Source organism: Xanthomonas campestris pv. campestris str. ATCC 33913, from assembly GCF_000007145.1.
In the GTDB taxonomy this organism is placed as follows: domain Bacteria; phylum Pseudomonadota; class Gammaproteobacteria; order Xanthomonadales; family Xanthomonadaceae; genus Xanthomonas; species Xanthomonas campestris.
In genome coordinates this window covers 2,023,198-2,049,171 of sequence record NC_003902.1, presented here as the reverse complement: position 1 = coordinate 2,049,171, position 25,974 = coordinate 2,023,198, and the positions used below count along the sequence as shown (strand labels likewise).

Here is a 25,974-nt window from a genome sequence, read left to right as displayed (position 1 = left end):
AAAATCTGCCATTCAACACGTAACGTGTAAGCGCCTGAATCGCAGGCGGTGTTGCCCCATGCAGGGGGAAGGCAAAATCATGAAGAACTCAAAAAATTGGCTTATGGCTTTTTGCGTCGTTGCTGGAATGCTGTCATCAGGCATGGCAGTGGCTCAGTGCTGTGCCAATGGTGGTGTCGGCGTACATGCAATGACAGGGCTTGGCGAAAGCAATCCCAAGGCAGCCAATCTAACAATGGATCCTTCGCTTGCCATTTATGAACTCCATCGTGATGGAGTGACATATCTCCAGATCAACGACGTAACTGGCGTGGTCCACGCAGTGGTAGCAAGAGTGGACAACGCACTCTGGACCTTGCCGATGGGCAAGGATGTAGAACGTGTCGTGTTGCCGGCTGCAAACAGGATTGCAGCCGGCACGAGTTCAAACAATCCGCCAATGCTTGATTCAACTCAGCGTGATCAAGCACGACTTGTCTACAAAACAAAGAACTTCACGGTATTCAACTGGCGGGAAGCAACTGGGGAACACTGGATAGTCTCCCCCTGACCGCAACGGAGACTGGCTCGGCAACCAGAAAGGTCAGAACCAGCGCATGGCGGCGGCGAAACATGCCGCCATGCGCTTTCAACCGCGCCTTCAGTTCAGCCTCCACATCGATCGAGTCGCTCTTGGCCGCCTCAGCTGACGACGAATCAGCAATTACACGCACCAACACGCCCCTAGCCCCTTTCCCGGTCCAAGCACGAGCCTGGATGAAGTGCCGACTGGCCGGCGGCAAGATCTCCACACAATTGAGAGTACTGCGATAAGCACTCAATTGAAGTTCCAACGATAGCTTCCTGCAGTCACCGCGAAACACGCATTGAAACTGAGACTGGCAGAAACGCTCGAGTGCTGACGAACGCAGAGCCTGATACAGCCCATGCGTCTCGATTTCCAACGGATACAGCGCGGCGACATACTGCTGAAGCAATTGCGACTCAAGGACACTGACTCGTGTCATTTCCATTGCTGCAGAATGCTGCCCTCTCCCCCTCAAATCAGCCACCACATCTTTGCGCATCTTGTTGATCTGAACATTGATGTCAGAGTACTCCAGCACTCGATTGCGTAGCATGCGCTCAGCACTAGAATAGCTGGCTCGGGCTAGAGTGAAGGCGTCATCTCCTGGTTGACTTGAAACCTTATTGCGGGCTGGCTCGCGCAGACGAGCATTGAAAACAAAAAGAACTGTCGTCGTGACCGCATAGAGCAACTGCATACTAAAAACTTGTTGATCAAAAAAACCGATCTGATACACCCGAGGAAGCGAGAACTCAATTGCGAAGCTTGCCAATAGTGACCCTAGAGCACTGCCTTTCCACCCGTGCCTGAAAGTCAACACGACCATTGGCACGAGCATCGCTACCATCAAGATGTTTCGAGTCAATGGCTCTTGCGAGACCCCTAATAAAAAAAACAGACTTAGGATAACAGCCACCGCGATTGCAAGATCTCGCTGGAGACTCAGGCGTACAGGACCATCATTCCAGTTAGCCCATAACATCGCCGGAAGAAGCAAGACCAGCATGCCCAGATAGCTACCTGACCAATAGCGCAACATCAGGTCTAGTACAGGATAAGCCTGCGGTCCACCGAGGGTCGAGTTTAGCACCAAGCTGCATATAGCGTTCCAGAGAGCTATGACAAGAGCAGCAGGAATAAACCATTGCTGGCTTTTAACAATATGAGGAACTTGGTATCGAAGTAGGCCAATCGCCCCAGCAATCAAAGGCGCATGTACGAAGGGACTCAGATATGACCATAACGGATTAAATCCCTGCAATTCGCCCAGCGGAATACGCAAGAACAACATCGCCGCAGCGTCACCTGCCAACAGAAAAGGCCACTCGCGGTAAGGCCGGAACAGCAAAGTGACTACGCGCAACCCAACTGGCAGATACCATTGGTCGATCGACAAGCGCCAAAGCATCAGAAACGCCAAGCAGTAGCACACGCTGATCAGCATGCCCCTAACAAGCTCTTTAGCTACCGCCATACCACCACTCCTTGGTTCCACGATTCGCCCTAGTCTGGAGGGAAACTACCTATTGGAGTATAGCGGTGGCGCACAATTTGCAAGAAGAGCCTGCGCGCTTGCGGGCGGTTATCGCAGTTGAAGACGTGCATTGCACTTTGCTGGTGCGTTGGGCCACGCGGGAATCAGGCCGCCTGATACAGCAGAGGCCAGAGCTGCGGGCAGTTGCCAGGGGCACACACGCCGCATCCAGCCCAACGATGACAGCCAGCTCGACTGAGTCGCTTGCAGCGATGCAGGCATGCGAGACATCGGCAGATCCCGGCGAGATCATCAACGCAGAAGGCCGCGCATTGCGCGGCCTTCTGCGTTTCTCATGCTGATATCAGCACAACGCCGTGATCAGCCCTCCATCTGCTCCAGCTCCTTGCCCTTCGTCTCGTAGACGTACTTGAGCACGAAGAACACCGAGATGAAGGCGGCAACGGTGTAGATGCCGTAGGCGCCGGCAAGACCGATGCTGCCGAGCAGGATCGGGAAGCTGACGGTGATGGCGAAGTTGGAAGTCCACTGTGCAGCGCCGGCAATGGCCAGGCCCGAACCGCGGATCTGGTTGGGAAACATCTCGCCCAGCATCACCCACATCACCGGGCCCCACGAGGCATTGAAGAACACCACGTAGACGTTGGCGGCAACCAGCGCGAGCATGCCCATGGCATCGGACATCGCGAGCTTGCCGTTGGGATCCAGCGAGGCGGTGGCGAAGGCGTAGGTCACCAGTGCCAGCGATACCGCCATACCGGCCGAGCCGATCCACAGCAACGGCTTGCGGCCGATCTTGTCGACCAGCATCACCGTGACCAGGCAGGCACCAATGCTGAGGCCGCCGGAGAGCACGTTGATCAGCAAGGCGTCCTGTTCGGAGAAGCCCACTGCCTGCCACAGCACCGCGCCGTAATAGAACACCACGTTGATGCCGACCAGTTGCTGGAACACCGCCAGGCCGACGCCAATCCATACGATCGGGCGGATCTTGCCGGTGGTCTTGCTGATCAGGTCGGAGAACTTGGGCTTGTGCTGGTCGGCCGACATCGAGGCGGAGATTTCGCCCAGCTTGGTCTGCGCGGCCGCGTTACCGTACAGCCGCTTGAGCACCACCAGCGCCTGCTCGCGACGGCCCTTGACCACCAGGTAGCGCGGGCTTTCGGGGATGACCAGCAACAGCAGCAGGAACAGCAGCGACGGGATGGCCTGCATCCAGAACATCCAGCGCCAGGCCGCCTGCCCGCCCCATAACGGCTCGGTGGACGCACCGGCGGCATTGGCCAGCAGGTAGTTGCTCAAGAACGCGCAGAACAGCCCGCTGATGATGGCGATCTGCTGCATGGTGGCGAGCCGGCCGCGATAGCGCGCGGAGGCAACCTCGGCGATGTAGGCCGGCGAAATGACGCTGGCTGCGCCTACCGCAAAGCCGCCCATCACGCGGGCAAAGATGAAGAAGCCGGAGCTGTGCGAGGCACCGGCACCGATAGCCGAGAGCAGGAACAGCGCCGCAGAAATGATCAGGACAGCACGGCGGCCCCAGCGGTCGGCCAGGCGGCCGGCAAAGAAGGCGCCGATGGCGCACCCCAGCAGCATCGAGGCAACTTCGAAGCCGGTCTCGGCGGCGCTGGACTGGAAGGTCTGCTTGAGCCCGTCGACGGTGCCATTGATCACGCCACTGTCGAAGCCGAACAGAAAGCCGCCGATCGTGGCCACGCAGCTGATCAGGATGATGAAACGGGTGTTCTCGCCGGCATCGGGGGCGCCGTCAATGGAGACACTGGACATGGGTTCACCTGGAAACATGCAAGGGAGCGGTCACGGGGGTGACCGCCATCGGCCGGCGACGCAGTGCGCCGCCGGCCACGGGACATCAACGCGTCAGGTACTGATTGATCAGGTTCTCGTAGGCCTCCTGGCGGCCGCTGACTTGCGTCGGCTCGCCCCTGCCGGCGGCGTACTTGGCCAGGTCCGCCAGCGTGCTGGTGCCGTTGGCAAAGTCCGCGCCCGCGCCGCTGTCGAAGCTGGCGTAACGCTGCGCGCGCCAGGTTTCCAGGGGCGAAGAGGTCAGCAGCGCGTCGGCCACTTCCAGCCCGCGTGCGAACGCGTCCATGCCGCCGATGTGGGCCAGGAACAGGTCCTGCGGGTCGGACGATTCACGCCGCACCTTGGCATCGAAGTTCAGCCCGCCCGGTGCCAGCCCGCCCTGACGCAGCACCACCAGCATCGCGCCGACGGTGTCGTACAGGTCGGTTGGGAACTGGTCGGTATCCCAGCCGTTCTGCGGGTTGCCGCGGTTGGCATCGATGCTGCCGAGCAGGCCGGCATCGCTGGCCACCTGCAGGTCGTGCTCGAAGCTGTGGCCCGACAGCGTGGCGTGGTTGGCTTCGATATTGAGCTTGAAATCCTGGTCCAGGCCGTGCTGGTGCAGGAAGCCGATCACCGTGGCGCTGTCGAAGTCGTACTGGTGCTTCATCGGCTCCATGGGCTTGGGCTCGATCAGGAAGTTGCCGGTAAAGCCAATCGCACGCCCGTAGTCGCGCGCCAGGGTCAGGAAGCGCGCCATGTTGTCCTGCTCGCGCTTCATTTGCGTGTTGTGCAGGCAGGCGTAGCCTTCGCGACCGCCCCAGAACACGTAGTTTTCCCCGCCCAGCTCCACCGTGGCATCGATCGCCGCCTTGACCTGCACCGCGGCGCGCGCCACGACGTTGAAGTCCGGATTAGTGGAGGCACCATTCATGTAGCGCGGGTGCGAGAACAGATTGGCGGTGCCCCACAGCAGCTTGACGCCGGTGTCGGCCTGGCGCTGCTTGGCAATGCGCACCATGTGCTTGAGGTTGTTTTCGTACTCGCCGATGTCGTCCGCATCCGGCGCCAGGTCGATGTCGTGAAAGCAGTAATACGGCACGCCGAGCTTGGTGAAGAATTCGAACGCGGCATCGGACTTGGCTTCGGCACGCGCCAGCGCGGTGTTGCCTACGTCCCACGGATACGCACGCGTGCCCGGGCCGAACGGATCGGCGCCATTGCCGCAGAAGCTGTGCCAGTAGGCCACCGCAAAGCGCAGGTGTTCGGCCATGGACTTGCCGGCGACCTGCTTGTTGGCGTCGTACACCTTGAATGCGAGCGGGTTGTCCGAATCGCGGCCTTCGAAGCCGATCTTGCCGATGCCGGGGAAGTATTCTTTCGCGCCGATGAAAACGGTGTTGCTCATGGGGTGAGAGGTCCTTGGTACTGGGGGAGTGATGAATCAGCCGGCGTAGAGCGGGCTGACGACGTGCAGGTGCTTGAGGAAGTTCTGGTAGTGCTGCTGGTAGGCGGCCACGCGTTGCGGATCCGGGCGCGCCGACAATGCATCGTCGATCTGCAGGTGCTCCAGCACCACCTCCGACAACGCGGCCTGGCCGCCATCGTCGCGGTCGCAGGCCCACACCGCCTGCAGCGCGGCACCAAACGCCGCGCCTTCGGGCTGGGTCGGCACCACCACCTGCAGGTTGAACACGTCGGCCACCATCTGCCGCCACTGCGCGCTCTTGCTGCCGCCGCCGGTGAGCAGGATGGTATCGAACTGCAGGCCGGCGGCGACAAAGGCGTCGAAGCCATTGCGCAGGCTGTAGGTGGCCCCTTCCATCGCCGCGCGATAGAAATGCGCCGGCGTGGTGTTGTGCAGATCCATGCCGAACAGGCAGCCACGCGCATCCGGCAGATTGGGTGTGCGCTCGCCGTTGAAGAACGGCAACAGCACCAGCCCGTCGGCACCGGGCGTGGTGTCGGCGATCATGGCCTCGGTCTGCGCACGGGTGATGGAGAACATGCGCATCACCGCTTCGGTGGCCACGGTGCAGTTCATGGTGCAGATCAACGGCAACCAGCCACCGCTGGACGAGCAAAACGCGGCCCAGCGTGCGTCGTCGTCCACCACTGGATGATCGGCGTAGGCAAACAAGGTGCCGGAGGTGCCCAGGCTCATGGTCAGGCGGCCGGGCACCACATTGCCGGTACCGATCGCCGCCATCATGTTGTCGCCACCGCCGGTGGTGACGCGCACGCCGGCCGGCAATGCGAGCGCTTCTGCAGCTGCATCGGACAGGGCGAACACTGCGCCGGTCTCCACCAGCGGCGGCAAGGCATCGCGCAGATCGCGTTGCGCATCCATCGCGCCAAGCATGCGCTCGGACCACTGGCGGGTGCGCACATCCAGCCAACCGGTCCCGGAGGCATCACCCACCTCGGTGAAGCGCTCGCCGGTGAGCCAGAAGTTCACGTAGTCATGCGGCAACATCACCGTGGTCATCGCCGCATACGCCTCGGGGCGATGCTTGCGCGTCCACGGCAATTTGGATGCCGTGTAGCCGGCCATGATCGGGTTGCCGGCGGTGGCCACGCTGCCTGCCGCACCGCCCACCGCATCCATGATCTCGTCGCATTCCAGCGCGGTGCTGGTATCGCACCACAGCTTCACCGGCGCGGTGACGCTGCCATCGGCGGCCACCGGCACGAAGCCATGCTGCTGCCCGGACACCGAGATGCCGCGCACGCGCGCACGCAGCTCGGCATCGAGCTGCGCGAAGCAATGCACGATGCCGTCGATCCACCACTGCGCCTGCTGCTCGCGGGTGCCATCGTCGCGGCTGATCAATTCCATCGGCGCGCCGATGGTGGCGACCACAGCGCGCTCCTGCGGATCGTAGGCCACCAGCTTGACGCTCTGTGTGCCGACATCCAGTCCTACGTACACGCTCATTGCTTCACCAATCGGTTGTTGTTGAGGCCCACCTGCTGGGTGCGCCCGGCGCCCAGTTGCAGGTCCAGGGTCTGCCCTGCATAGGACAGTTGATAGCGCCCGCCACGATCGCTGTGCACACGGGCCTGCTGCAAGCGACCTGCATCCCATTCCAGATCCACGCTGGCGCCGCCGCGCACACGCAGGCCGCGCACGCTGCCGCGCGGCCAGGCCTTGGGCAAGGCCGGCAGCAGGAACACACTGCCACCCCAGCTTTGCAGCAGCATCTCGGTAATGCCGGCGGTGCCGCCGAAGTTGCCATCGATCTGGAACGGCGGATGTGCGTCGAACAGGTTCGGATAGGTGCGCTCGGGCGAGAGCAGCAGTTGCAGGATGCGGTACGCATGCTCGCCGTCGGCCAGCCGCGCCCACAGGTTCAGGCGCCAGCCGATGCCCCAGCCGGTGGCGTTGTCGCCGCGAATCTCCAGCGAACGTCGCGCGGCGGCCGCCAACTCGGGCGTGTCACGCAGGTTGATCTGGCTGGAGGGATGCAAGGCATACAGATGCGAGACGTGGCGGTGATGGATCTCCGGCGCCTGCATGTCCCAGTCCTGCTGCCACTCCTGCAACTGCCCCGCCTTGCCGATGCGGTTGGGCGGCAATTGCTCGCGCAGCGTGGCCAGCTGCTGTGCCAGCGCGGCATCGACGTCAAGCAACTTGCTCATCGCGATGCACTGCGCGAACAGGTCGCGCAACAGCTGCGCATCCATGGTCGGGCCGGCGCAGACCGCCGCCCCGAATGGGTGCTGGTTTTCCGGCGACATCGACGGATTGGTCACCATCGCGCCGGTGCCGGGGTCGCGCACCAGGGTGGCGACGAAGAACTCTGCCGCCCCCTTGAACAAGGGATAGATCTTGGCCAGATACGCACGGTCGCGGCCGTAGTCCCAGCGGTCCCACAACTGCTGCAGCAACCACACCCCGCCCATCGGCCACAGGCTCCACTGCGCACCGTCGATCGGCCCGGCCTGGCGCCATAGATCGGTATTGTTGTGGACCACCCAGCCGGGCGCGTCGTACAGCGCACGGGCGGTGTGTGCACCGGTGCGGGCGAGATCGAACAGCATGGCTTCCAGCGGTTCCACGCACTCGTGCAGTGCGTTGGCTTCGCTGGGCCAGTAGTTCATCTCGGTGTTGATGTTGATGGTGTACTTGCTCTCCCACGGCGGCTGCATCAGGTCATTCCAGATGCCCTGCAGGTTGGCCGGTTGAGTGCCGGGCCGCGAGCTGCAGATCAGCAGATAGCGGCCGTACTGGTGATACAGCGCTGCCAGTGCCGGGTCGTTGCCCTCGGCAAAGCGCTGCACGCGCTCGTCGGTGGGAAGCCTGGCCGCTTCGCTGCTGCCCAGGTCGATCGCCACGCGCCGGAACAGGCGTTGATGATCGGCCAAATGCGCGCGCAACAACGCGGCGTAGCTGAGCTTGCCGGCTTTTTGCAGGCTTGCCACGGTGAGCGCGAGCGGATCGCCCTCCACCGCATCGAAACGTTGGTAGCTGGTGGCTGCGGTCAGCAGCAACACCACTTCATCGGCACCCTGGATACGCAGACGGTCGCGCACCGCGGTGACGCTGCCACCCTTGACCTGGGGCAGCACGCGCAATGCAAAGCGCAGCTTGCCGTCGATGCCGGCGAAGCTGCCATTGCGGCCACTGAACAGCAGGCTGCCCTGCTCTACCGTGACCTCGCCGCTCTGCGGGCTGTCGATGCCCACCCGCAATGAAATACCACCCGGCCGATCGCAGGACAGACGCACCACGATGCACTGCGACTGCGCCGACACGAACACCTCGCGCCGGTGCACCGCGCCGCCGGAGCGGAACGTGGTGGTGGCCACTGCGGTATCCAGATCGAGCTGCCGACGGTACTCACTGATGCCGTCGGCACGGTCGAAATCCAGCAACAGATCGCCCAACGGCTGGTACGGCATCTGCTTGAGCGGGCGCGACAACAGCTTGGCATCGGCCAGCTGCTCGGCCTCCGCATAGCGGCCGGCAAAGATCAGCGCGCGAACCTGCGGCAACGCCGCCAGCGCCTGCGGATTGGTGGCGTCGTACGGGCCACCGGCATACAGCGTGTCTTCGTTGAGTTGCAGACGCTCGTGGGCGATGCCGCCCCACACCATCGCGCCCAGCCGGCCGTTGCCGACCGGCAAGGCCTGCACCCATTCATTGGCCGGCTCGCGATACCACAGGTGCAAGGCATCGTCCGGGGCGACCGCAGGCAATGGCGCGATGTCGGCTGCCTGCGACAACGCCGGAGCGCCACCCAGGACCGCGACTGCGGCCCCGGTTGCCTTGCAGAGTTCTCTGCGTGTCAGCACGGTGACCACCGTGCGGCTTCACCGGAACTGCGCGCGTGTGCCTTGCGGCGCTCCGGCATCTGCACACTCATCGTGGAAAGACAGCCTGCAATCATCGACGACGCGCTTTGCCGGGCGCAATCTTGCGCTGCAACACGCTGACCGGCTTGCCGTCGTACTGGATGCTGGTGTCCACCTTGGGCTCCAGCGCACCGGCGTCCTCACGCGGTCCGTCGACAAAACGCACATTGATGGTGCGCTTGGCCTGCATGCCGGTCCAGCTGCCTTCGCGCTGGCCGATGCGCAGCTCGCCCTTGGCCTGGTCCCAGCTCAGCGGAATGCGGCTGAACTCGCCCTTCTCGTAGCCATAGCCTTTGCCGTCGTCCTCATACAACGAGAACTGACCATTGGCACCCGTGTAGACCACCACGGTGAGCGGCGCATCCGGCTTCTGGTCAACGTACTCCTGCACCGGGCCGGTGGGCACGATGGAGCCGGCACGCACGAACAGCGGCATGCGTTCGATCGGCGCGGCGGCCTCGATGGTCTGGCCACCCTCGTAGCGCTTGCCGGTGGCGAAATCCAGCCAGCTGCTGCCGGCCGGCAGATACACCTGCCGCGAGGTCGCGCCGAAGCGGGTCACCGGTGCGACCAGGAATGCCGGGCCGAACAGGTACTGGTCGTTGATGTCGCGTGCCTTCGCGTCATCCGGGAAGTCCATCATCATGCCGCGCATGATCACGCCGTCACGCTGGTAGGTATCGCCGGCCAGGCTGTAGATGTACGGCAGCAGGGCGTAACGCAGGCGGTTGTAGTAGGCCATGCTCTCGTAGAACGGCGTGCCTTCCGGGGCGATGTTCCAGATCTCGCGGTACGGGAACTGGCCATGCGAGCGGAAGATCGGCACGAACGCACCGAACTGGAACCAGCGCGTGTTGAGTTCGCGCCATTCCGGCAGATGCGCCGGGTCCTGGTTTTCGTAACGCTTCTCCACCGCAAAGCCGCCGATGTCGAAGGTCCAGTTCGGCAGGCCCGACAGCGCCATGTTCACGCCGGCGGAAATCTGGTCGTGCATGTCGTCCCAACGCGAGACGATGTCGCCGCTCCATACCGCCACTGCATTGCGTTGCGTGCCGGCATAGCCCTTGCGCGAGAGGATGAACACGCGCTTGTCGTCGGCGGCGCGGTCACCCACGTACACGCCGTGCGTGTGCGGCAACGGATACGAATTGAAGAACTCGGTTGAAGGGCCCAACGCGGTCGGCGTGGTGCGTGCCTTGCGCTCACCGATGTCCAGGTTGGAATGCACGTCCGGCTCGTCGGCGTCCATCCACCAGGCATCGAAGCCCTTGCTGTTGAGCTTTTCGTTGATCTGGCGCCAGTAGATGGCCTGGGCCTTTTCGGAGTACGGGTCGTAGAACGAGTTCTTGTAGCCCTTGCCGATCCAGTCCAGCTCGCCGACTTCGACGTTGCGCTTGAACATGAAACCCGCCGCGTCCAGTTCCTTGTAGTTGGCGGTGGTGGGATAGAACTTGGGCCAGATCGAAATCATGATCTGCGCGTGCATGTCGTGCACGGCCTTGACCATGCCGTCCGGGTCCGGGAAATGCTGCGGATCGAAATCATGCGAGCCCCAGGCGTTTTCCGGCCAGTACGACCAGTCGAGCACGATGTTGTCCAGCGACAGCTTGCGCTTGCGGTATTCGGCCACCGCGCCCACCAGTTCGTCCTGGCTCTTGTAGCGCTCGCGGCTCTGCCAGAAGCCATACGCCCACTTCGGCAGCATCACCGACTTGCCGGTGAGTTCGCGGTAACCGGCCACGGCCTGGTCGTAGGAGTCGGCCGAGACGAAGTAGTAGTCGATCATCTGTCCGGCTTCGGACCACAGCGAGAGATCCTTCGCCTCGGTGGCGGGCAGTGGGTCGCGGTGCAGCAGCGCGATGTAGCTGGGGTCGATCAGATCCCATTCGATCTTGACGGTGTGCCGCGTGCCGGGCTCCAGATCCAGCTTGAACTCGTGATTCCAGGGGTTCCAGTTCTGGCGCCAGCGATCGATCACCAGCTTGCCGTCCACGTACAGCTTGGCGTACTCGCTCGAGTACAGCGAGAAGGTGTGCTCGCCACCGGTGAGCGCTTCGATCTCGCCCTCCCAGGTGACCTGCATGCGGCTGTCCTTGTCCTTGGTGATCGCCTTCTTCGGGAACTTGGTCAGGTCGCTGAGGTACTGGTAATTCACTTCGCTCTCGCGGCGTTCCAGCACCTGCTTGCCATTGATGGCGTAGCGCGCGGTCAGTGCACCGGACTTGCCCTTGGCGTCGTACAACTTGAGCGACTTGGGCAGCGGCTGCAGGCCGCGCGGATCGCCCAGGCGGGTGATCGAGTTGTTGTCCCACAGCAGGCCGTAGTTGCGGCTGGACACCAGGTACGGCACCGCCATGTCGATGTTGTTCTGCTGCAGCTCGACGTTGCGGCCCTTCTGGTTCATCCAGCCCTGCTGGTGCTGGCCGAAGCCGTACAAGCCTTCGTCATCGGGCGACTGGAAACGCTGACGCACGCTCAGGTACTGCTTGCCTTCCACTTTCAGCGGCGCAAAGCTGCGCCCGCCGGCCACTTCGGACAACACCGGCTTGCCATTGGCATCGGCGAAGCTGACATGGCCATCGACGGTGGACACGGTGGCGGTGACCTTGCCGGTCTTCAGCTGCACGCTGTCGCCCTGCTCGGCCACCTGGAAGGCGGTATCGCCCTGCACCGGCACGCGCATCAGGCTGGGCGTGCGCGCGAAGTCGCCATCGGGATCGGCACTGACGCGGATGATGCCGGCATCGACCACCTGCAGACGCACCGCTGCGGCACCCTTGGCGCTCGGCATCACGGTGACGCCGTCGGCGGCCTTGCGCACTTCCTGCGCATACGCGGCATTGGCCAACAAGGCCAACGACAGCGCCACGCATTGCGCGAGCGGCCGACGTCGGGATGCGGGCGCACGGCCGGCGGAATGGTGGGTGGTTTGCATGTTCACTCCCTTTGAATGGCGAAACACTGCCGCGGGGGCGGCAGCACTGGGTTCGATGGATGTGCGGTGCGCCGCACGCCACGCAGCTGCGCGGCGTGTGGGGACTTAGAGCGGCTAACAAAACGTAGCGAGCAGTCGTTAGGTGGGTGCGGACGGCGCGGAGGAACCGGAGTGTACGGGGGTACATGCCGATTCCGAGCACCGGCCGCGCCCGCCTGGCGGCTGCGCAGTAGTTTTGATAGCTGCTCTTAGTTGTAGGTGGCCAGCTTGATCTTGAGCAGCTGCGGTGCACTGGAGAAATTGACGCCGTAGTCGGTCTGGTCGCCATTCCAGTTGCGCTGGAACTGCCAGGTGTCGCCGTCGTACTGGCCCTCTTCCACGCGGTCGTAGAGCATGTTGGCGGTGGCTTCGCTAGCCGGATGCAGGGTCACGCGCACGTGGTAACCGGTGACCAGGAATTCGTCCGGGCCCAGCTCGGCAATCAGTGCCGCGCCGATCGGCTCGGGGTTGCCCGGCGGCTCGCCCTTGAACCAGAACTGCGGCACGCCGTAGGTGATGGTGGCGCTCCAGCGGTCGTTGAGCTTGAGCTCCTGCACGGCCTGGCCGGGTTCTTCGGCGGTGCCGTGCAGCTTGCCTTCGGATGCAGCCTTGGCGAACGGGCGCATGCCTAGGCTTACCAGCTTGAAGCCCAGCGCAAACGGCGCCAGGGTTTCTTCGTTGACGTGCTTGGCGCCCAGCGGATAGTTGGAATAGCGCGTGTAGTCCATGCCGAATGCCGACCAGCCGACGCCGTCGTGCCCCAGCGTGGGGAACAGGTAACGCGCGTATTCCGGGCGGTTGCCGGTTTCAGCCACGAACAAGGCATTGTCCGGGCGCGCGTAGCGCTCCAGCACCGTGGTGTACATGCGGTACTCGGGCATGTAGATGTCCGGTGCCAGCAGGTCGATATGCGGGCCGGCGGCCTTCCACACGTCGAGCACGTTATCGGTGGGGCCACCGCTGGCGTACTGGCCGGGCTGGCCCGGATTGAACGGCCCGCGCAACGCCGCATTGACGTACATCGGCAGCGGATAGGCTTGCTTGCCGGCTTCGGCCACCTGATCGATGTAACGACCGATCGACCATGCGTGGAAGATCTCGTCGGCATCGGCGCCAAACACCTGCGCCCAGCTGCCCGGCTGCTTGTTCAATCGCTTGAGCAGTTCGTCCGGCACCGGGCCGTCGAACAACTTCTGCGCCATCGGCGAGAAGTCGCGCACGCTACCGTAGGTGCCCGGCTCGTTTTCCGGCTGGATCATGATCACCGTGTGCTGCGGATCGACCTGCTTGAGATGCTGCATGAAGGCGACGAACGCCTTGCGGTCGGCATCCAGCGTGGCCTGCGCATGCGGCGACAGCGACCCGATCGCCTTGCCTTCGCGCGTCACCACGCGCGGGAAGCGCTGGTTGTCGGTCTTCACCCAATGCGGCGCGTAGGCCGGGCCATTGTTCTTCCAGGTGGCGAACCACAGCAGCACCAGCCGCACCTTGTGCTCGCGCGCCTGCGCCAGCAACGTGTCGACAAAGGAGAAATCGAACTTGCCTTCTTCCGGCTCCACCTGCTCCCAGGCGATCGGCACCTGCACGGTGTTCGGGCCCAGCACCTGCATCGCCGGCCACACCTTGTCCATCACGCCGGGATAGTTGCTGGAATTGTTGACCTGCGCGCCGAGGATCAGGAACGGCGCGCCGTCCACCATCAGGGCGTGCTTGCCGTCCTTGCTGACGAATTGCGGCATCGGGGTCTGCGTCGCCGGTGCGGCGGCAGGCGCCGTGGCCGGTGCCGTGGTACCTGGCGTTGCGGCGGCCTGCGGCTTCGCGGCGCTGTCCGGCTCGCCGGACTGGCAGGCGGCCAGCGCCACCGCCAGGGAAGACAACAGCAACGGCCGCAGGCAACGGCCGGCCAGCGAACGGGGGATCACGCGTGCAACGGGGGAATGCATGGACATAGGACTCCGTGTCACCAGGTATCGGTTCGGAAGGGGGAAACGGGCAATTGCTCGCGGTTGACCAGGTTGGCGTCGGCGGGGTTTTCGCTCCAGCCGTAGCGCACTGCCACCGGCGCGGCCACCGCATCGCTGCGCACGATCACCCGATCGCCAGCGATGCGCGCCTGCGCCGGGTGGAACCGCTTGTCCGCACCGGCCACCGCAAAGCCCTGCAACGTACCGCCGCCGCGCACCTGCAAGGCACTGCCCTGCAGATCGAACTGCACGCTGGCCTGGCCATCGGCATAGCTGGCGCGGGCGAAGACCGGCGCGCTGTATACCAGCGTTTCGCCGTAGGCCACATGCCGCGCAGCGAGCGCCAGGCGATGGCCTACATCACGCTTGTTGGTGGGGTGGATGTCGGTGGGGTTGCCGATGTCGATGATCACCGCCTGCCCGGTCGCCGGCAGCGCCAGCGTCTTGGACTGCGATTCGCGCAGCAGCGCCCACGGACTCAGATCGCCGGTGTCGCCGCCGGCCTTGAAGTTGGCCAGCTGCACCCACAGGAACGGCAACCGCTTGGCACCGCGCTCGGCGCGCCACTGCTGGATCATCGCAGCGAACTGGTCGCGGTATTTCACTGCGCCGGTGTCAGTGGCGTTGGTTTCGCCCTGGTACCAGATCACGCCCTTGACCGGGAATGGCTGCAGCGGGTGGATCATCTGGTTGTAGAGCAGCGTGGGGAGCTGGTTCTTGTTGTCGGTGAGCGACACGCGCACCTGCGCCGGGCGGAATTTCCAGCCCGCCAGGGCGCGCTGGGTGCTGCCGATCTGCACGAAGCGCTGTTCGTCCGGGCCGTGCATGCCGCCACCGCCACTGAGGTCTTCCACGCGCACCGCGATCTGGTTGACGCCGGCCCGCAGCGCCGCCGCCGGCACTGCATACACGCGCGGCAGGTTCCACTGTTTCTCGGTCTGGCCCACCTGCTGGCCATTGACGTAGGTGATATCCGAATCGTCGATCTGGCCAACCCCCAGCTGCACGCCGGCCTTGGCTTCGGCGGCGGTCAGGGTAAAGGTGGTGCGGTACCAGGCAATGCCGTCCATGCCCTCATAGCCGCTGAGTTCCCATTGCTGGGTCACCGGGATGCTGTCCCAGTCGCGGTCATCGAATTCGGGCGTGCGCCACTGCGGGGTGTCGCCGTCCACCTTGGGCCAGCGCCCGATGCGCTTGCCGGTGGCGGCCTGCGCGGCCGCATCGCGCTGCTTGATCGCCTCGATCGCGCCCTGGTTTTGCTCGGCTTTCAGGCCCAGCGAGGCCGCGTCCATCCACGCCTCGATCGCGCTGCCGCCCCAGGTGCTGTCGACAATGCCGATCGGTACGCCGGTACTGGCGCGCAACTCTTTCGCAAAAAAATAGCCCACCGCCGAAAACGCACCGGCGTTCTCCGGCATGGCCGCTTTCCAGTCGCCACCGGTGAGCTTGGTCTCCGGCTGCACCGACCACGACTTGGGCACCTTGAAGTGGCGCAGCTGCGCATCGTTGGCCGCCGCCACCGCCTGCGGGCCATCGCTGGCCTGGGCCAGTGGCCACTCCATGTTCGATTGCCCACTGGCCAGCCAGACATCGCCGACCAGCACATCGCGCACCTGCAGCGCGCCGCCGTCGCCATGCACGCTCAGCACGTACGGGCCACCGGCGGTGTGTGCGGGCAGGAGAACCTTCCACTGCCCCTGCGCGTCGGTCTTGGCGGTGGCCTGCTTGCCATCGAAACTCACCGTGATTGAAGCGCCGGGCGTGGCCCAGCCCCATACCGGCATCGCCTCATCGCGCTGCAGCACCGCGCCATCGGCAAACAGCAACGGCAGGCTCGGTTGCGCGGCGGCGCTGCCGCTGGACAGCAACACACCCAGCAAGCAGGCGCGGGAAATGTGGGACGGGGTCATGCGGTGATCTCCAGGGTCGGCGGTGTCACGGCGCCCGCAGCGGCCAGGCCGGCGGCGCCGTACACGGTAAAGCAGCAGGGCGTCGCGGACAGGCATGCACTGCTCATCTCGGATCGCCGTAGAAAATGCCGCGGCCGCCGGTGGCGAAGTACACACGCCCGGCAATGCGCGGATCACCGGTCACGCTGTACGGGCGCCCGAAGCGGTGCGCGTCATCGTTGATGCGTTGCCACTGCACGCCGCCATCGTCGGAGCGGAACACGCCATCCACGCCCTGCACGCGCCCGGCCAGATACAGCGCCGGCGGCGCACCGGCCCGCAGCGCCTTGCCGATGCCGAGCGAGCGCGCTTCGTCCGGCTGTGAGAGCACCTGCAGCGTACCGTCCTGCCAGCGCATCACACCCTTGCCGGGGCTGGCCAGATACACCACGCCTGCGCGCCACGGGTCCGGACGCAGTTGCGGGCGGGTGCGCTCGTCGCGCGCCGGGCTGCCCACCTGCACACCGGTCGCACGGAAACTGCGCGCGGCATCGGTGCTCTCGTACAGCTGCCCGCTGGCGACATCCACCGCATACCAGCGCCGTGCGTCCACGCGATCGGCCATCACCACCGCGGTGTCCGGCAGGCCGTCCACACGCTGCCACTGCGCGCCGAAGTCGGACGTGCGCCAATTGCCGCCGCGCTCCGGTGCCCACACCACCTGCGCCGCATCGGCACCAATGGCAATGCTGCCGGCGCCCTGCCCGGCTGGCGGCTCACTCGCAAACGCCGTCCATTGCTTGCCGCCATCACGCGAATACAGCGCGCGGATTTCGTTGTTGCGGCGGTCGCGCACGGTACCGCTGCGCACCACCCACTGCGGCGCCTGGCCGGCGGCATCGATGCTTTCGCCATTGGTCAGCCGTGGGCCGGCGTACTGCAACTGCGCGCGGTCCAACTCGTCATGCCGGAAGCCATCGATATCGCCGAGTGCGCTGAGCAGATGCGCGCCGGCCATCGGGCTGAGCAGGTCCAGCGGCACGGTTTCTTCCAGCCCACGGTCCTGGAACCACCACTGCAGCGGGCGCTGCGGTGCGGCGAAATCCTGCAGATTGCGCGAGGCCCAGATGCCGTAGCCGGTCACGAACAGCGCGTGGTTGCCGTCGAACGGATCGATCGCCAGCGCCCCCATCCAGTGCGGCGTGGCATGTGCGGTCCACGGCGCGGCGCTGTGGTCGAACACCGCATCGGCCAACAACGGCGCCCAGTGCTTGCCACCATCCACGCTGCGATACAGCTCGTCGCGCGGCGTGCGCCGGCGGAAGGTGCTGGCCAACAGCACCTGCGGTTGTTGCGGATCCACCGCCACCGCGCCCCAGCCGAATCCATCGCCACTGGCTGGCTGCGGAATCGGGCTAATCTCGCGCCAGCGCCCCTGTGCCGGCGTGAATTTCCACAAGGCTCCCCCGGCCATCAGGTCCGGCCCGGGCTGGTCGCCGTAGCTCAGGTACCAGTGCCCATCGCTGCCGCCGGCCATGTGGCTCGGGCGCAGGCCGCGCGGCTGCCCGGCCACCGGTGCCCAACTGCGGCCGGCATCTTCGGACACATACAGGCTGGTCTGTTCGGTGGACACGCCCACGTAGATGCGCGGTGTTGGCGTGCCGGTGTTGCCACTGGCTGCGTCGAACACGACAAAGGCGATCCCCACCGCCTGCTCGCGCCCAACATGATTGCGTGCGGTGGCACCGGCCAGCGCGGCGTCGGGAAACGACGCCACTTTCGCCCAGTGCGCGCCGCGATCGTCGCTACGCCACAGGCCGGCATCGCGCGAGCCCAGCAGCAGCACGCGGCCATCGTGTGGGTCCACCGCCAGCCGCTCGCCATTGGCGCGGCCCAGCTGGTTACCACCCAGTTTGAACGGCAGGTCGGCGCGCTCGAACGTGCGGCCGCGGTTGAACGAGCGCAGCACTGCGGCATTGCCGGCGCGTTCGTGCATATAGGTGCCGGCCGCCAGATACAGCGCATCGGCATCGGCGGGGTCGACGGCGAATGCGTCGATGCCCATCAGGTTCCAGTCGTCGGCGCCCAACCAGTCGGTCAGCGCGGTCCACTGCTGCGCCTGCGCATCCCAGCGGTACGCGCCACCCACATCGGTGCGCGCATAGGCCAGACCACGTTCGGCGGGATGAAACAGCACACCGGTGACAAATCCGCCACCGCCAATGGCAACACTGCGCCACTGGTAGGGCCCGGACGTGGCGGGCTCGGCCGCACGCACGTTGGGCGTCGAAAAGAGCAACAGCAGCAGGCTCAAGACAGCCAGCCATGCTCCTGTTGTGGTGGTGCGGCGCTTAGTAGGCGGATCGATCATTGCGATCATTCCTCCGGCTCCCCTCGCGATCGACGGCAACGCCGTCGATAGGAAAAACACCAGTCCAACGAGCTGCCTGCACAGCTCGCCGGACCGGCGACGCACTTCCTACGGCGCGTTCTACAGGCTGGCCCGCAATGTCAGGCCATACCGACGATCGTTGATCACAAAGTCGCGGTAGCGCGACTCGGTTCCCAGGTAGCTTTCGCGACGGGTATCGAGCAGATTCACGCCGTCCAGCGAAATCGACCACACATCATTGATGTTGAAACGCAGCGAGGCATCCAACTGGCCGAAGCCCTTGTTGTAGACCGGCAGGTTGCCGGTGCCGTTGCCCGCGGTGGTCACCAGCCAGTCGCTGCGCCAGTTGTAGGCCACACGGCCCTGGAAGCGCGCCGTTTCGTAGCTGAGGATCGCGTTGTAGCTGTTCTTGGACAGGCCTTCCAGCGGCACCGTCAGCGACTGGCCGTTGGTGTCGGTGGCCGTCGGGCTCGGCGCCTCGCTGTCGACGTAGGTGTAGTTGGTCTGCAGGCCGAAGCCGCTCAGCCAGCCCGGCAGGAAGTCGAAGAACTGCGTGTAACCCAGTTCCGCCCCGCGGATCTTGCCGGCATCGCCGTTGACCGGACGGGTGATCTGCCACACCTGGCCGTCGTACACCTCGTTGAAGACGGCGTTGGCGATGAAGCCTTCAACCTTCTTGTAGAACAGGGTGCCGTACATCATCGAGCCCTGGCCGAAATACCACTCCAGCGCGGTGTCGAACTGGTCAGCCTTGACCGCTTCCAGGCTCGGGTTACCCGCGGTGCCGGTGAAGGTCGAAGCGCCGTTCTAGGTGCCGGTGCTCAGGCTCAGGTTCGGGTTGAGACGGTCGAAGGTTGGACGCGAAATACCGCGCGAGGCCGCAAAACGCCACTGCAGCTGATCGCTCAACATCCAGCGCAGGTTCAAGCTCGGCAGCACGTCGGTGTAGGTCTGCTGCGCAGCCACCGGAATCAGGCCACCGCCCTCGGCATCGGTACCGGTCCGCACGCCGTTGGAGCCGACTTCGGTGCGCACCACGCGCACGCCGATGTTGCCGTCGAACGGAATCGAATCGCTGTCCACACCGAAGCGCAACACACCGTAGGCCGCGTAGGTCTTCTCGGTCTGAGCGTTAATATTGTTGGGTGCGAATACAAGCGGACTGGCGCCGAAGGTGGCAAGAGTCTGCTCATAGTTGGACACTGCCGAATTGGCTGCGGTCAACGTACGTCCAAAGGTGCTGCTTTCACCACGGAAAAAATCGGTAATTGGATTGGTCACGATACCAATGCTGGGAAACGCCGCGAATGGCGAGTCGGTCGCAGCACCGCATGCGGTGTTCAAACACATAAAGCGATAGATATTGCCCTTGGTCTCGGCATCGCGATCGGTGTAGCGCACACCGGCCTTGAAGCTGCGCACGAAGTCGCTGTCGAACGCCAGGTCCATGTCGGCGCGCCAGGCGAACTCAGTGCCCTTGTTGTCGTCCTTGTTGTCCAGGTGGTAGCGCCAGCCGTCATAGTTGTTGACGTCGGCCAGGTAGCCTTCCGCGCCGCTAGCATCGGTCACCGACAGGCGCGGCAGATCGCCACGAAAATCGACGTTGAACTGCGGGCTGGTGTCCTGCCCGGTCGCCACGATGTAGCGCGTGCCAGTGGTGGTGGCATCGACATACTGGAAGTCGGTGCTCAGGGTCAGCTTCTCGTTGACCGTCCACTTGGCGCCCAGCGAGTAATCAGTGGTCACCGAATGACGCTCGGTCAGGCTGGTGTTGGATTCGGTCGGCACGTTCTGGAACGAGCCGTTGACGAACTCGTTGCGGTCGTTGACCTGGATACCGGGCAACCCTTGTATGGGATTTCGCTGCGTCAGTGCGAAGAACGAGTAATCCTGCCAGCTGAAGTCGTAGTCCGAACGCAGCACCTGCGTGTAGACCTCGACCGAATCGTTCGGGCGCCACTGCATCGCAAACGCGCCGGTCTTGCGCTCGCGCTCACCGATGGTGGTGTTGATACCGGCACCGTGCGGCACCGACACGCCCTGGCCTTCGTAGCCTGGCAGGTCGGTCTGGGTGTACCACGGCTCGATCGAGATGGTGTCCTGGCGGAACGGGCTCTTTTGCTGCGAGTAGTTCACCAGGATGCCGATCTCGCCGATGCCGGTCTGCCAGCGATCGCTGAACAGGCCCGAGAACGCCGGCTTGCCGTCGTCGGCCAGGTCGTAATAGTTGTACTGGACGCTGCCGGCGATCTTGCGGCCTTCGTAGTCGAACGGCAGGCGCGTACGCAGGTCGACGGTGCCGCCCAGGCCACCTTCGATCATGTCGGCCGACGGGTTCTTGTACACGTTGACGCCGCCGAGCAGTTCGGCCGACACGTCTTCGAAGCTCAGGCCACGGCCGTCATTGGCGGTGAAGATGTCACGGCCATTGAGCTCGGTGCGCACCTGGGTCAGGCCGCGGATGGCGATCGAGCTGCCTTCGCCGTAGTTGCGCGAAATCTGGATGCCGGAGATGCGCTGCAGCGCCTCGGCGACGTTGTTGTCGGGCAGCTTGCCGATGTCTTCGGCGACGATGGAGTCGACGATCTGCTCGGCGTTCTGCTTGACCAGCTGCGCCTTGGTGACGCTGCTGCGCGTGCCGGTGACCTGCACGGTGTCCAGCTGCTGGGTGGTCGCATCCGATGCCGGTGCGGCAGTGGTGGTCGCATCCTGCGCATAGGCCTGCGCGCTCAGCAGCGTGGCCACACTGATGGCCATCACGGAGCGGCGGAATTCACGGATCGAACGCTGACCCACAGCCCGGCCTGCCGGAATGTGGCGATGTTGCACTGACATGGTGCTCCCTCCCAGGACGCATGTACTGCTTATTTTTTGGCGGGCAGGTGCGCGAACGCCCTGCCCTGTCGTCGTTGCTGCCACATCCGGCCGCGGCAAGGGCCTTGGGCTGGTGGATGCGTGGTAATCCCAACAAGGCTTACCTAGCGGCTGCGGCGGGAGCATAGGGCGGGCCTGTCATGCCACACCAATGAAATATTCCTGGAAAGGTATTCAAAACGGCTATAGCAAGCCGGAGAAACCCGCTGTCTCTGGCATTGCGGCCTTCACGCCGTGGCAGCGGGCACGCGGGCCTGCACCTGCAAGCCCGCGCACACTTGCCGCGTGACGCGGCGCACTACCAATTCATGCGCAGCACCAGCGAGTAGCGGCGGTCGTTGACGAACGAGGAGCGCGTGTACAGCCGCGGATCCACTTCGCCGCCCTCGTACGAGGTCGGCCCCATCAGCACCTTGGTCACGGTGTTGGTCAGGTTGTTGGCCTGCAGGCCCAGCTGCAGATGGTCGTTGAAGCGGTAGAAGAACGAGCCATCGAGCTGGCCGTAGTCATCGGCCCAGGTCGGCAGCCGGGTAGCCGCATCGCTGGTGGTCAGCAGGTAGCGCGAGCGCCAGTTGTAGGCCAGGCGCAGCGACAGCGGCCCCTTCTCATAAATGCCCGCCAGGTTATAGCTGCGCCGCGACAAACCCTCCAGCGGCAGCTCCACACCGGTGACCGTGGTGTTGGTGTACGGGTCGGTGGCAGTGTTGGCGCCGCCCTTGCTGTCGACGAAGGTGAAGTTGGCATTGACGCCGAACCCGTTCAGCCAGCCCGGCAGGCTGTCGAAGAACTGGGTGTAGCCGAACTCCGCGCCGCGGATGGTGCCTTCGTCCATGTTGTACGGGCGGGTCACCAGCCACGGGCGGTTGTCGTAGATCTCGCTGCGGGTCTGGGTGGAGAAGTAGTCCTTGACCTTCTTGTAGAACAGCGTGGTGTAGAGCATGTCGCTGGTGTCGAAGTACCACTCCAGCGCGGTGTCGAACTGATTGGCCACCATCGGCTTGAGGTTCGGGTTGCCGGCGGTGCCAACGAAGTCGGTCGCCTGGCCGGCGTCGTTGGTTTCCACATTGAGCAACACGTACGGCTGCAACTGGGTGTAGTCCGGGCGCGCCATCGCCTTGGAGGCGGCAAAACGCCATTGCAGGCTGTCGCTGAAACGCAGCCGCAGATTCAGGCTGGGCAACACGTTGGTGTAGCTGCCTTGCGAATTGTTGTCGAAGTACTGCCCGGTGTAGCGCGCCTGCAACTCCGGCGAGACGTTCAGCCCGGCCAGGTTCTGGAACTGGCCAAAACCTTCGGCCTGGGTCTTGGTCTGCACCACACGCACGCCGACATTGCCGTCCACCGGAATGCCCCAGGCCTCGTCATTGCCGAAATACAGCGCCGCATACGCGGCCTGGGTGCGCTCGAACTGGCGATTGGTGTCCTGCGGTTGATAGGTGTCCGGCGCCCAGCCAGAGCCGCGCAACGCCACGATCTGCTGGATCATCTGCGAGGCGGAGCCGTAGTTGTTGACCAGGCTGCTGTTGGGCACCACCAGCGTGGTCGGCACATTCACCCCGCCCCGGAAGAAGTTGGAAAAGGTGAACAACGACGACTGGTCGGTCATGAAGTCCGACATGTTGGCCAGCCCGTTGCTGGTGCCCGGAATGGCGGCCCAGTTGTCGGAGATCACGCCCCAGTTGTAGCCGGAATTCTTGTTGACCTGGTTGCGGTCGGTGGCGCGCATGCCGAAGCGCGCAAAGCGCAGCCAGCTGCTGTCATCGAAGGTGTATTCCAGATCCACGCGCGTGGACAGCTGGCGCCCGCGGTTCTTGCCCAGGTGGTCCATCGCCGCCGCCCAGAAGTAGTTGGACGGGTCCTGGGTGAACGCCGGGTTGGCGATCTGCACGCTGGGATATTTGCCGGAGACATCGTAGGTCAGCCCCGGCAGATAGGTCGCACTGAACACGGTGAAATCCAGCTGTTCGTTCTCCGACTGCACCAGCTGCATGTCGCCCTTGATCTGCAGGTTGTCGTTGAAGAAGTGGCTGAAGCCCACCGACAGGTCGGTGGTGGTGGTGCGTTGTTCGGAATAGCGGTTGTCGGTGTTGAAGCGCACGCCATCGCCGGTGAGCGCGCCACGCCACGAGCTGGACACCGGCGCGCCGCGCAGGAAGGCGCCGCGCTCGTCGTAGTCGAAGGTCGTTCCCGGTGCCGGGGTGATGCTGTTGTTGCTGTCGTTGAAGAACGCCGCGCGCTCCTGCCAGTTCATCTCATACCGTGAGCGCAGGAACTGGGCATAGATCTCGGTGGCATCGCTGGGCTTCCACTGGAAGGCCGCGGCAATGCCGTCGCGGGTGCGCTCGAAATCCAGCTGGCGCCAGTTCACCCCGCCCGGCACATAGACCTCGCTGCGGCCACTACCGGCCAGCACCGCGTCGTCGGTGCGGCGCACATAGGGCTCGACCTGGATGCCGTCCGAGCGCGTGGCCAGCTCCGAATGGGCGATGTCGATCATGAAGCCCATTTCGCCGATGCCGGTGTTCCAGCGGTCGCTGAACAGGAACGAGGCCGACGGCTTGTACTTCTTGCTCATGTCGCCGTAGTTGTAATCGACATTGCCGCCAACGATGCGGCCCGGATTATCGAACGGCATGCGCGTGCGCAGATTGACCGTGCCGCCCAGCCCGCCTTCGATGATCTCGGCCGAGGGGTTCTTGTACACGTCCACGCCGGCCATCAACTCGGCCGGCACGTCTTCAAAGCTCAGCCCGCGGCCGCTGGCGGCGCTGAACACGTCGCGCCCGTTGAGTTCACCGCGCACCTGGGTCAGGCCGCGAATCATCACGCCGCTGCCTTCCGCCGAAAAGTGGTCGGGATCGCTGCGTGCCATGAAGCGGTCGATGGTCACGCCGCTGACGCGCTGCAGGGTTTCGGTGACGCTGCGGTCGGGCAAGGCGCCGATATCTTCGGCGCTGACCGAATCCACGATCTGGCTGGCATCGCGCTTGATCACCTGGGACTTGATCAGGCTGGCGCGCACACCGCGCACTTCCACTGTGTCCAGGTCCACCGCGCTGCCGCCGGCGTTGGTGAGTGGCGCCTGCTGAGCATAGGCCGGTGCCGCGAGCAGCACGCCGATGCTGATGGCCATGGCGGAGTGACGCAGGCGAACCAAACGACGCGCACGCGCGCCCGTGCCTGCCGAAGCATGGCTGGAAAATGTGTACATCCGAATCCCTCCCAGGACGCAAGACGACTGAAGACTGGTTGTCGCGACCAACGGGGTCGCGTGATCGATGGGACCTGGGCACTGGGGCCCGGTTCCGCTTCCCACTACATGGCGGCTTGGCCGCCGATCACTTGCCCGACTTCACGTGCGCTTCAGCGTGCGATCTGACGCACAGGTATAGGCGCCCGGTCTAGCGCCAGCCAATGAAAAAATCACAGGCTAGTATGCCGAAAAGGAATGGAAATGGAAGAGCCTGCTTAGACAGGCGATTCCGGGCTGCGCAGGCCTGGGTACAGGCGACGTGCGGTGCTGCGCAGGGCCTGCAAAATGCGCTCGGCGCCGGGCGGCAGGATGTAATCGCGCCGACGGATGATGCCGAACGACTCCATCCGCACGCCCAATTCGATCGGCAGCACGGTGAGCAACTTGGCCTGGATCAGCGGCGCCACCGACTCCACCGGCAGCGCGGTCAGCATGTCGCTGCCGCGCAACAAGGTGGAGGTCACCGGCAGCGACGAGGTCTCGATCGCATTGGTCGGGGTCTGCACGCCGTGCTCCATGAACATCGAATCCAGCCGCGCGCGCAGCACGCTGTCGGCCGGCGGCAGGATCCAGCCGTGGCGGACCAGATCGGCGTGCTGCAGGTTGGCGCGGCTGGCCAGCGGGTGGCCGGCGCGGGCGATCACCGAATGCGGCTCGTCGGCCAACGGCTCGAATTCCAGCTCGCCCACCCCTTCCGGCCCCAGGATGCGGCCGATCACGATGTCCAGCTGCCCATCCAGCAGCTTGGCCACCAGCGGCCGGCTGTAGTCCATCTCCACCCGCACCAGGATGTCGGGGAACTCGCGCTTCACCTCGGCGATGGCCTGCGGCACCAGGTTGGTGCCCGGGTTGACCACCGTGCCGATCGAGGCCTGGCCCATGCGGCCGGCGCGCAACGCGGCGATCTCTTCCTGCGCCCGGCCGATCTCCGACATTGCCGCGCGGGCGCGGCGGATCAGCACATGCCCGTACCAGGTGGGCTCCACGCCGCGCGCGTGGCGCTCAAATAGCTTCACCCCGAGCATGTCTTCCATTTCCGCCAGCAGTTTGGAGGCGGCCGGCTGGGTCATGCTGGCGGCCTCGGCCGCACGCAGGACCGAGCGCTGTTCGTGCAGATGCAACAACAACAACAGCTGGCGGGTCTTGAGCCGGGCTGCGTTGAACCAGGGAGTACCGGAATTTGCCATGGGGTGCCGTCGCGGACGTGTATTCGTCGGAGGAATAGAATATGCCGAAAATTTCATTTGCAGCACATATCTCCCCGCGCGAGGCTATCGAGCGCCGCAGCAGGAGCCCCTACCTCCCGGGCGCGGCCAGAACAGTCGTGGTTGCCCGCCAGATGGCGGCAACACGCGGATGCCATGACCGCCGAGGAGGAAGACGATGACGCCATCTTGCCGG

General features: G+C 64.4%; 12 protein-coding genes, 1 other RNA gene and 1 pseudogene. 1 reads left to right on the top strand and 13 read right to left on the bottom strand.

The features are described from left to right. Window positions 1–79 precede the first annotated feature (79 nt). Window positions 80–550, top strand: coding sequence for a hypothetical protein (locus XCC_RS09185; protein ID WP_043877915.1), 471 nt, complete (start codon window positions 80–82; stop codon window positions 548–550). Here XCC_RS09185 and XCC_RS09180 read toward each other — a convergent pair. The 13 genes and pseudogenes from XCC_RS09180 to XCC_RS09120 form a co-directional block, all read right to left on the bottom strand. Then, on the bottom strand, window positions 504–2,042 hold the full coding sequence (locus XCC_RS09180; RefSeq protein ID WP_011036934.1) for an MASE1 domain-containing protein: 1,539 nt from the start codon (window positions 2,040–2,042) through the stop codon (window positions 504–506). The two genes, XCC_RS09185 and XCC_RS09180, sit on opposite strands and share 47 nt — an antisense overlap. Window positions 2,043–2,423: 381 nt before the next feature. Continuing rightward, a complete protein-coding gene (locus XCC_RS09175; protein WP_019237716.1) occupies window positions 2,424–3,851 on the bottom strand; it encodes a sugar porter family MFS transporter in 1,428 nt (475 codons plus the stop codon). A gap of 85 nt (window positions 3,852–3,936) precedes the next feature. Next, the gene (gene xylA / locus XCC_RS09170; RefSeq protein ID WP_011036932.1) at window positions 3,937–5,277 is read right to left on the bottom strand and encodes a xylose isomerase; all 1,341 of its coding nucleotides are present in this window, start codon (window positions 5,275–5,277) and stop codon (window positions 3,937–3,939) included. Window positions 5,278–5,313: 36 nt separating this feature from the next. Beyond that, window positions 5,314–6,807 (bottom strand): xylulokinase, encoded by a 1,494-nt coding sequence (gene xylB / locus XCC_RS09165; protein ID WP_011036931.1) that lies wholly within the window; start codon window positions 6,805–6,807, stop codon window positions 5,314–5,316. Next, entirely contained in the window at window positions 6,804–9,167 is a 2,364-nt protein-coding gene (locus XCC_RS09160) for a glycoside hydrolase family 95 protein (protein ID WP_043877916.1), read from the bottom strand. The genes xylB and XCC_RS09160 overlap by 4 nt, the downstream gene beginning before the upstream one ends. A 91-nt stretch (window positions 9,168–9,258) precedes the next feature. Continuing rightward, window positions 9,259–12,162 carry a TIM-barrel domain-containing protein gene (locus XCC_RS09155; RefSeq protein ID WP_011036929.1) on the bottom strand — a complete coding sequence of 968 codons (2,904 nt, stop codon included), beginning with the start codon at window positions 12,160–12,162 and terminating at the stop codon, window positions 9,259–9,261. A gap of 112 nt (window positions 12,163–12,274) precedes the next feature. Then, a non-coding RNA gene (locus XCC_RS09150) (sX9 sRNA) lies at window positions 12,275–12,349 on the bottom strand. Between the two features lie 61 nt (window positions 12,350–12,410). Then, window positions 12,411–14,078, bottom strand: a complete 1,668-nt coding sequence (galD, locus tag XCC_RS09145; protein WP_011036928.1) for a GH35 family beta-galactosidase GalD — start codon at window positions 14,076–14,078, stop codon at window positions 12,411–12,413. An 83-nt stretch (window positions 14,079–14,161) separates the two neighbouring features. Further along, window positions 14,162–16,075: a sialate O-acetylesterase gene (locus XCC_RS09140; protein WP_011036927.1), complete on the bottom strand. Its 1,914-nt coding sequence runs from the start codon at window positions 16,073–16,075 to the stop codon at window positions 14,162–14,164. A gap of 103 nt (window positions 16,076–16,178) precedes the next feature. Next, window positions 16,179–18,434, bottom strand: a complete 2,256-nt coding sequence (locus XCC_RS09135; RefSeq protein ID WP_011036926.1) for a sialidase family protein — start codon at window positions 18,432–18,434, stop codon at window positions 16,179–16,181. Window positions 18,435–18,545: 111 nt separating this feature from the next. Next, a pseudogene (locus XCC_RS09130) lies at window positions 18,546–21,281 on the bottom strand (TonB-dependent receptor). 337 nt (window positions 21,282–21,618) lie between these two features. Then, window positions 21,619–24,531: a TonB-dependent receptor gene (locus tag XCC_RS09125; protein ID WP_011036923.1), complete on the bottom strand. Its 2,913-nt coding sequence runs from the start codon at window positions 24,529–24,531 to the stop codon at window positions 21,619–21,621. A 257-nt stretch (window positions 24,532–24,788) separates the two neighbouring features. Then, entirely contained in the window at window positions 24,789–25,760 is a 972-nt protein-coding gene (locus XCC_RS09120; protein ID WP_011036922.1) for a LysR family transcriptional regulator, read from the bottom strand. Window positions 25,761–25,974 lie beyond the last annotated feature (214 nt).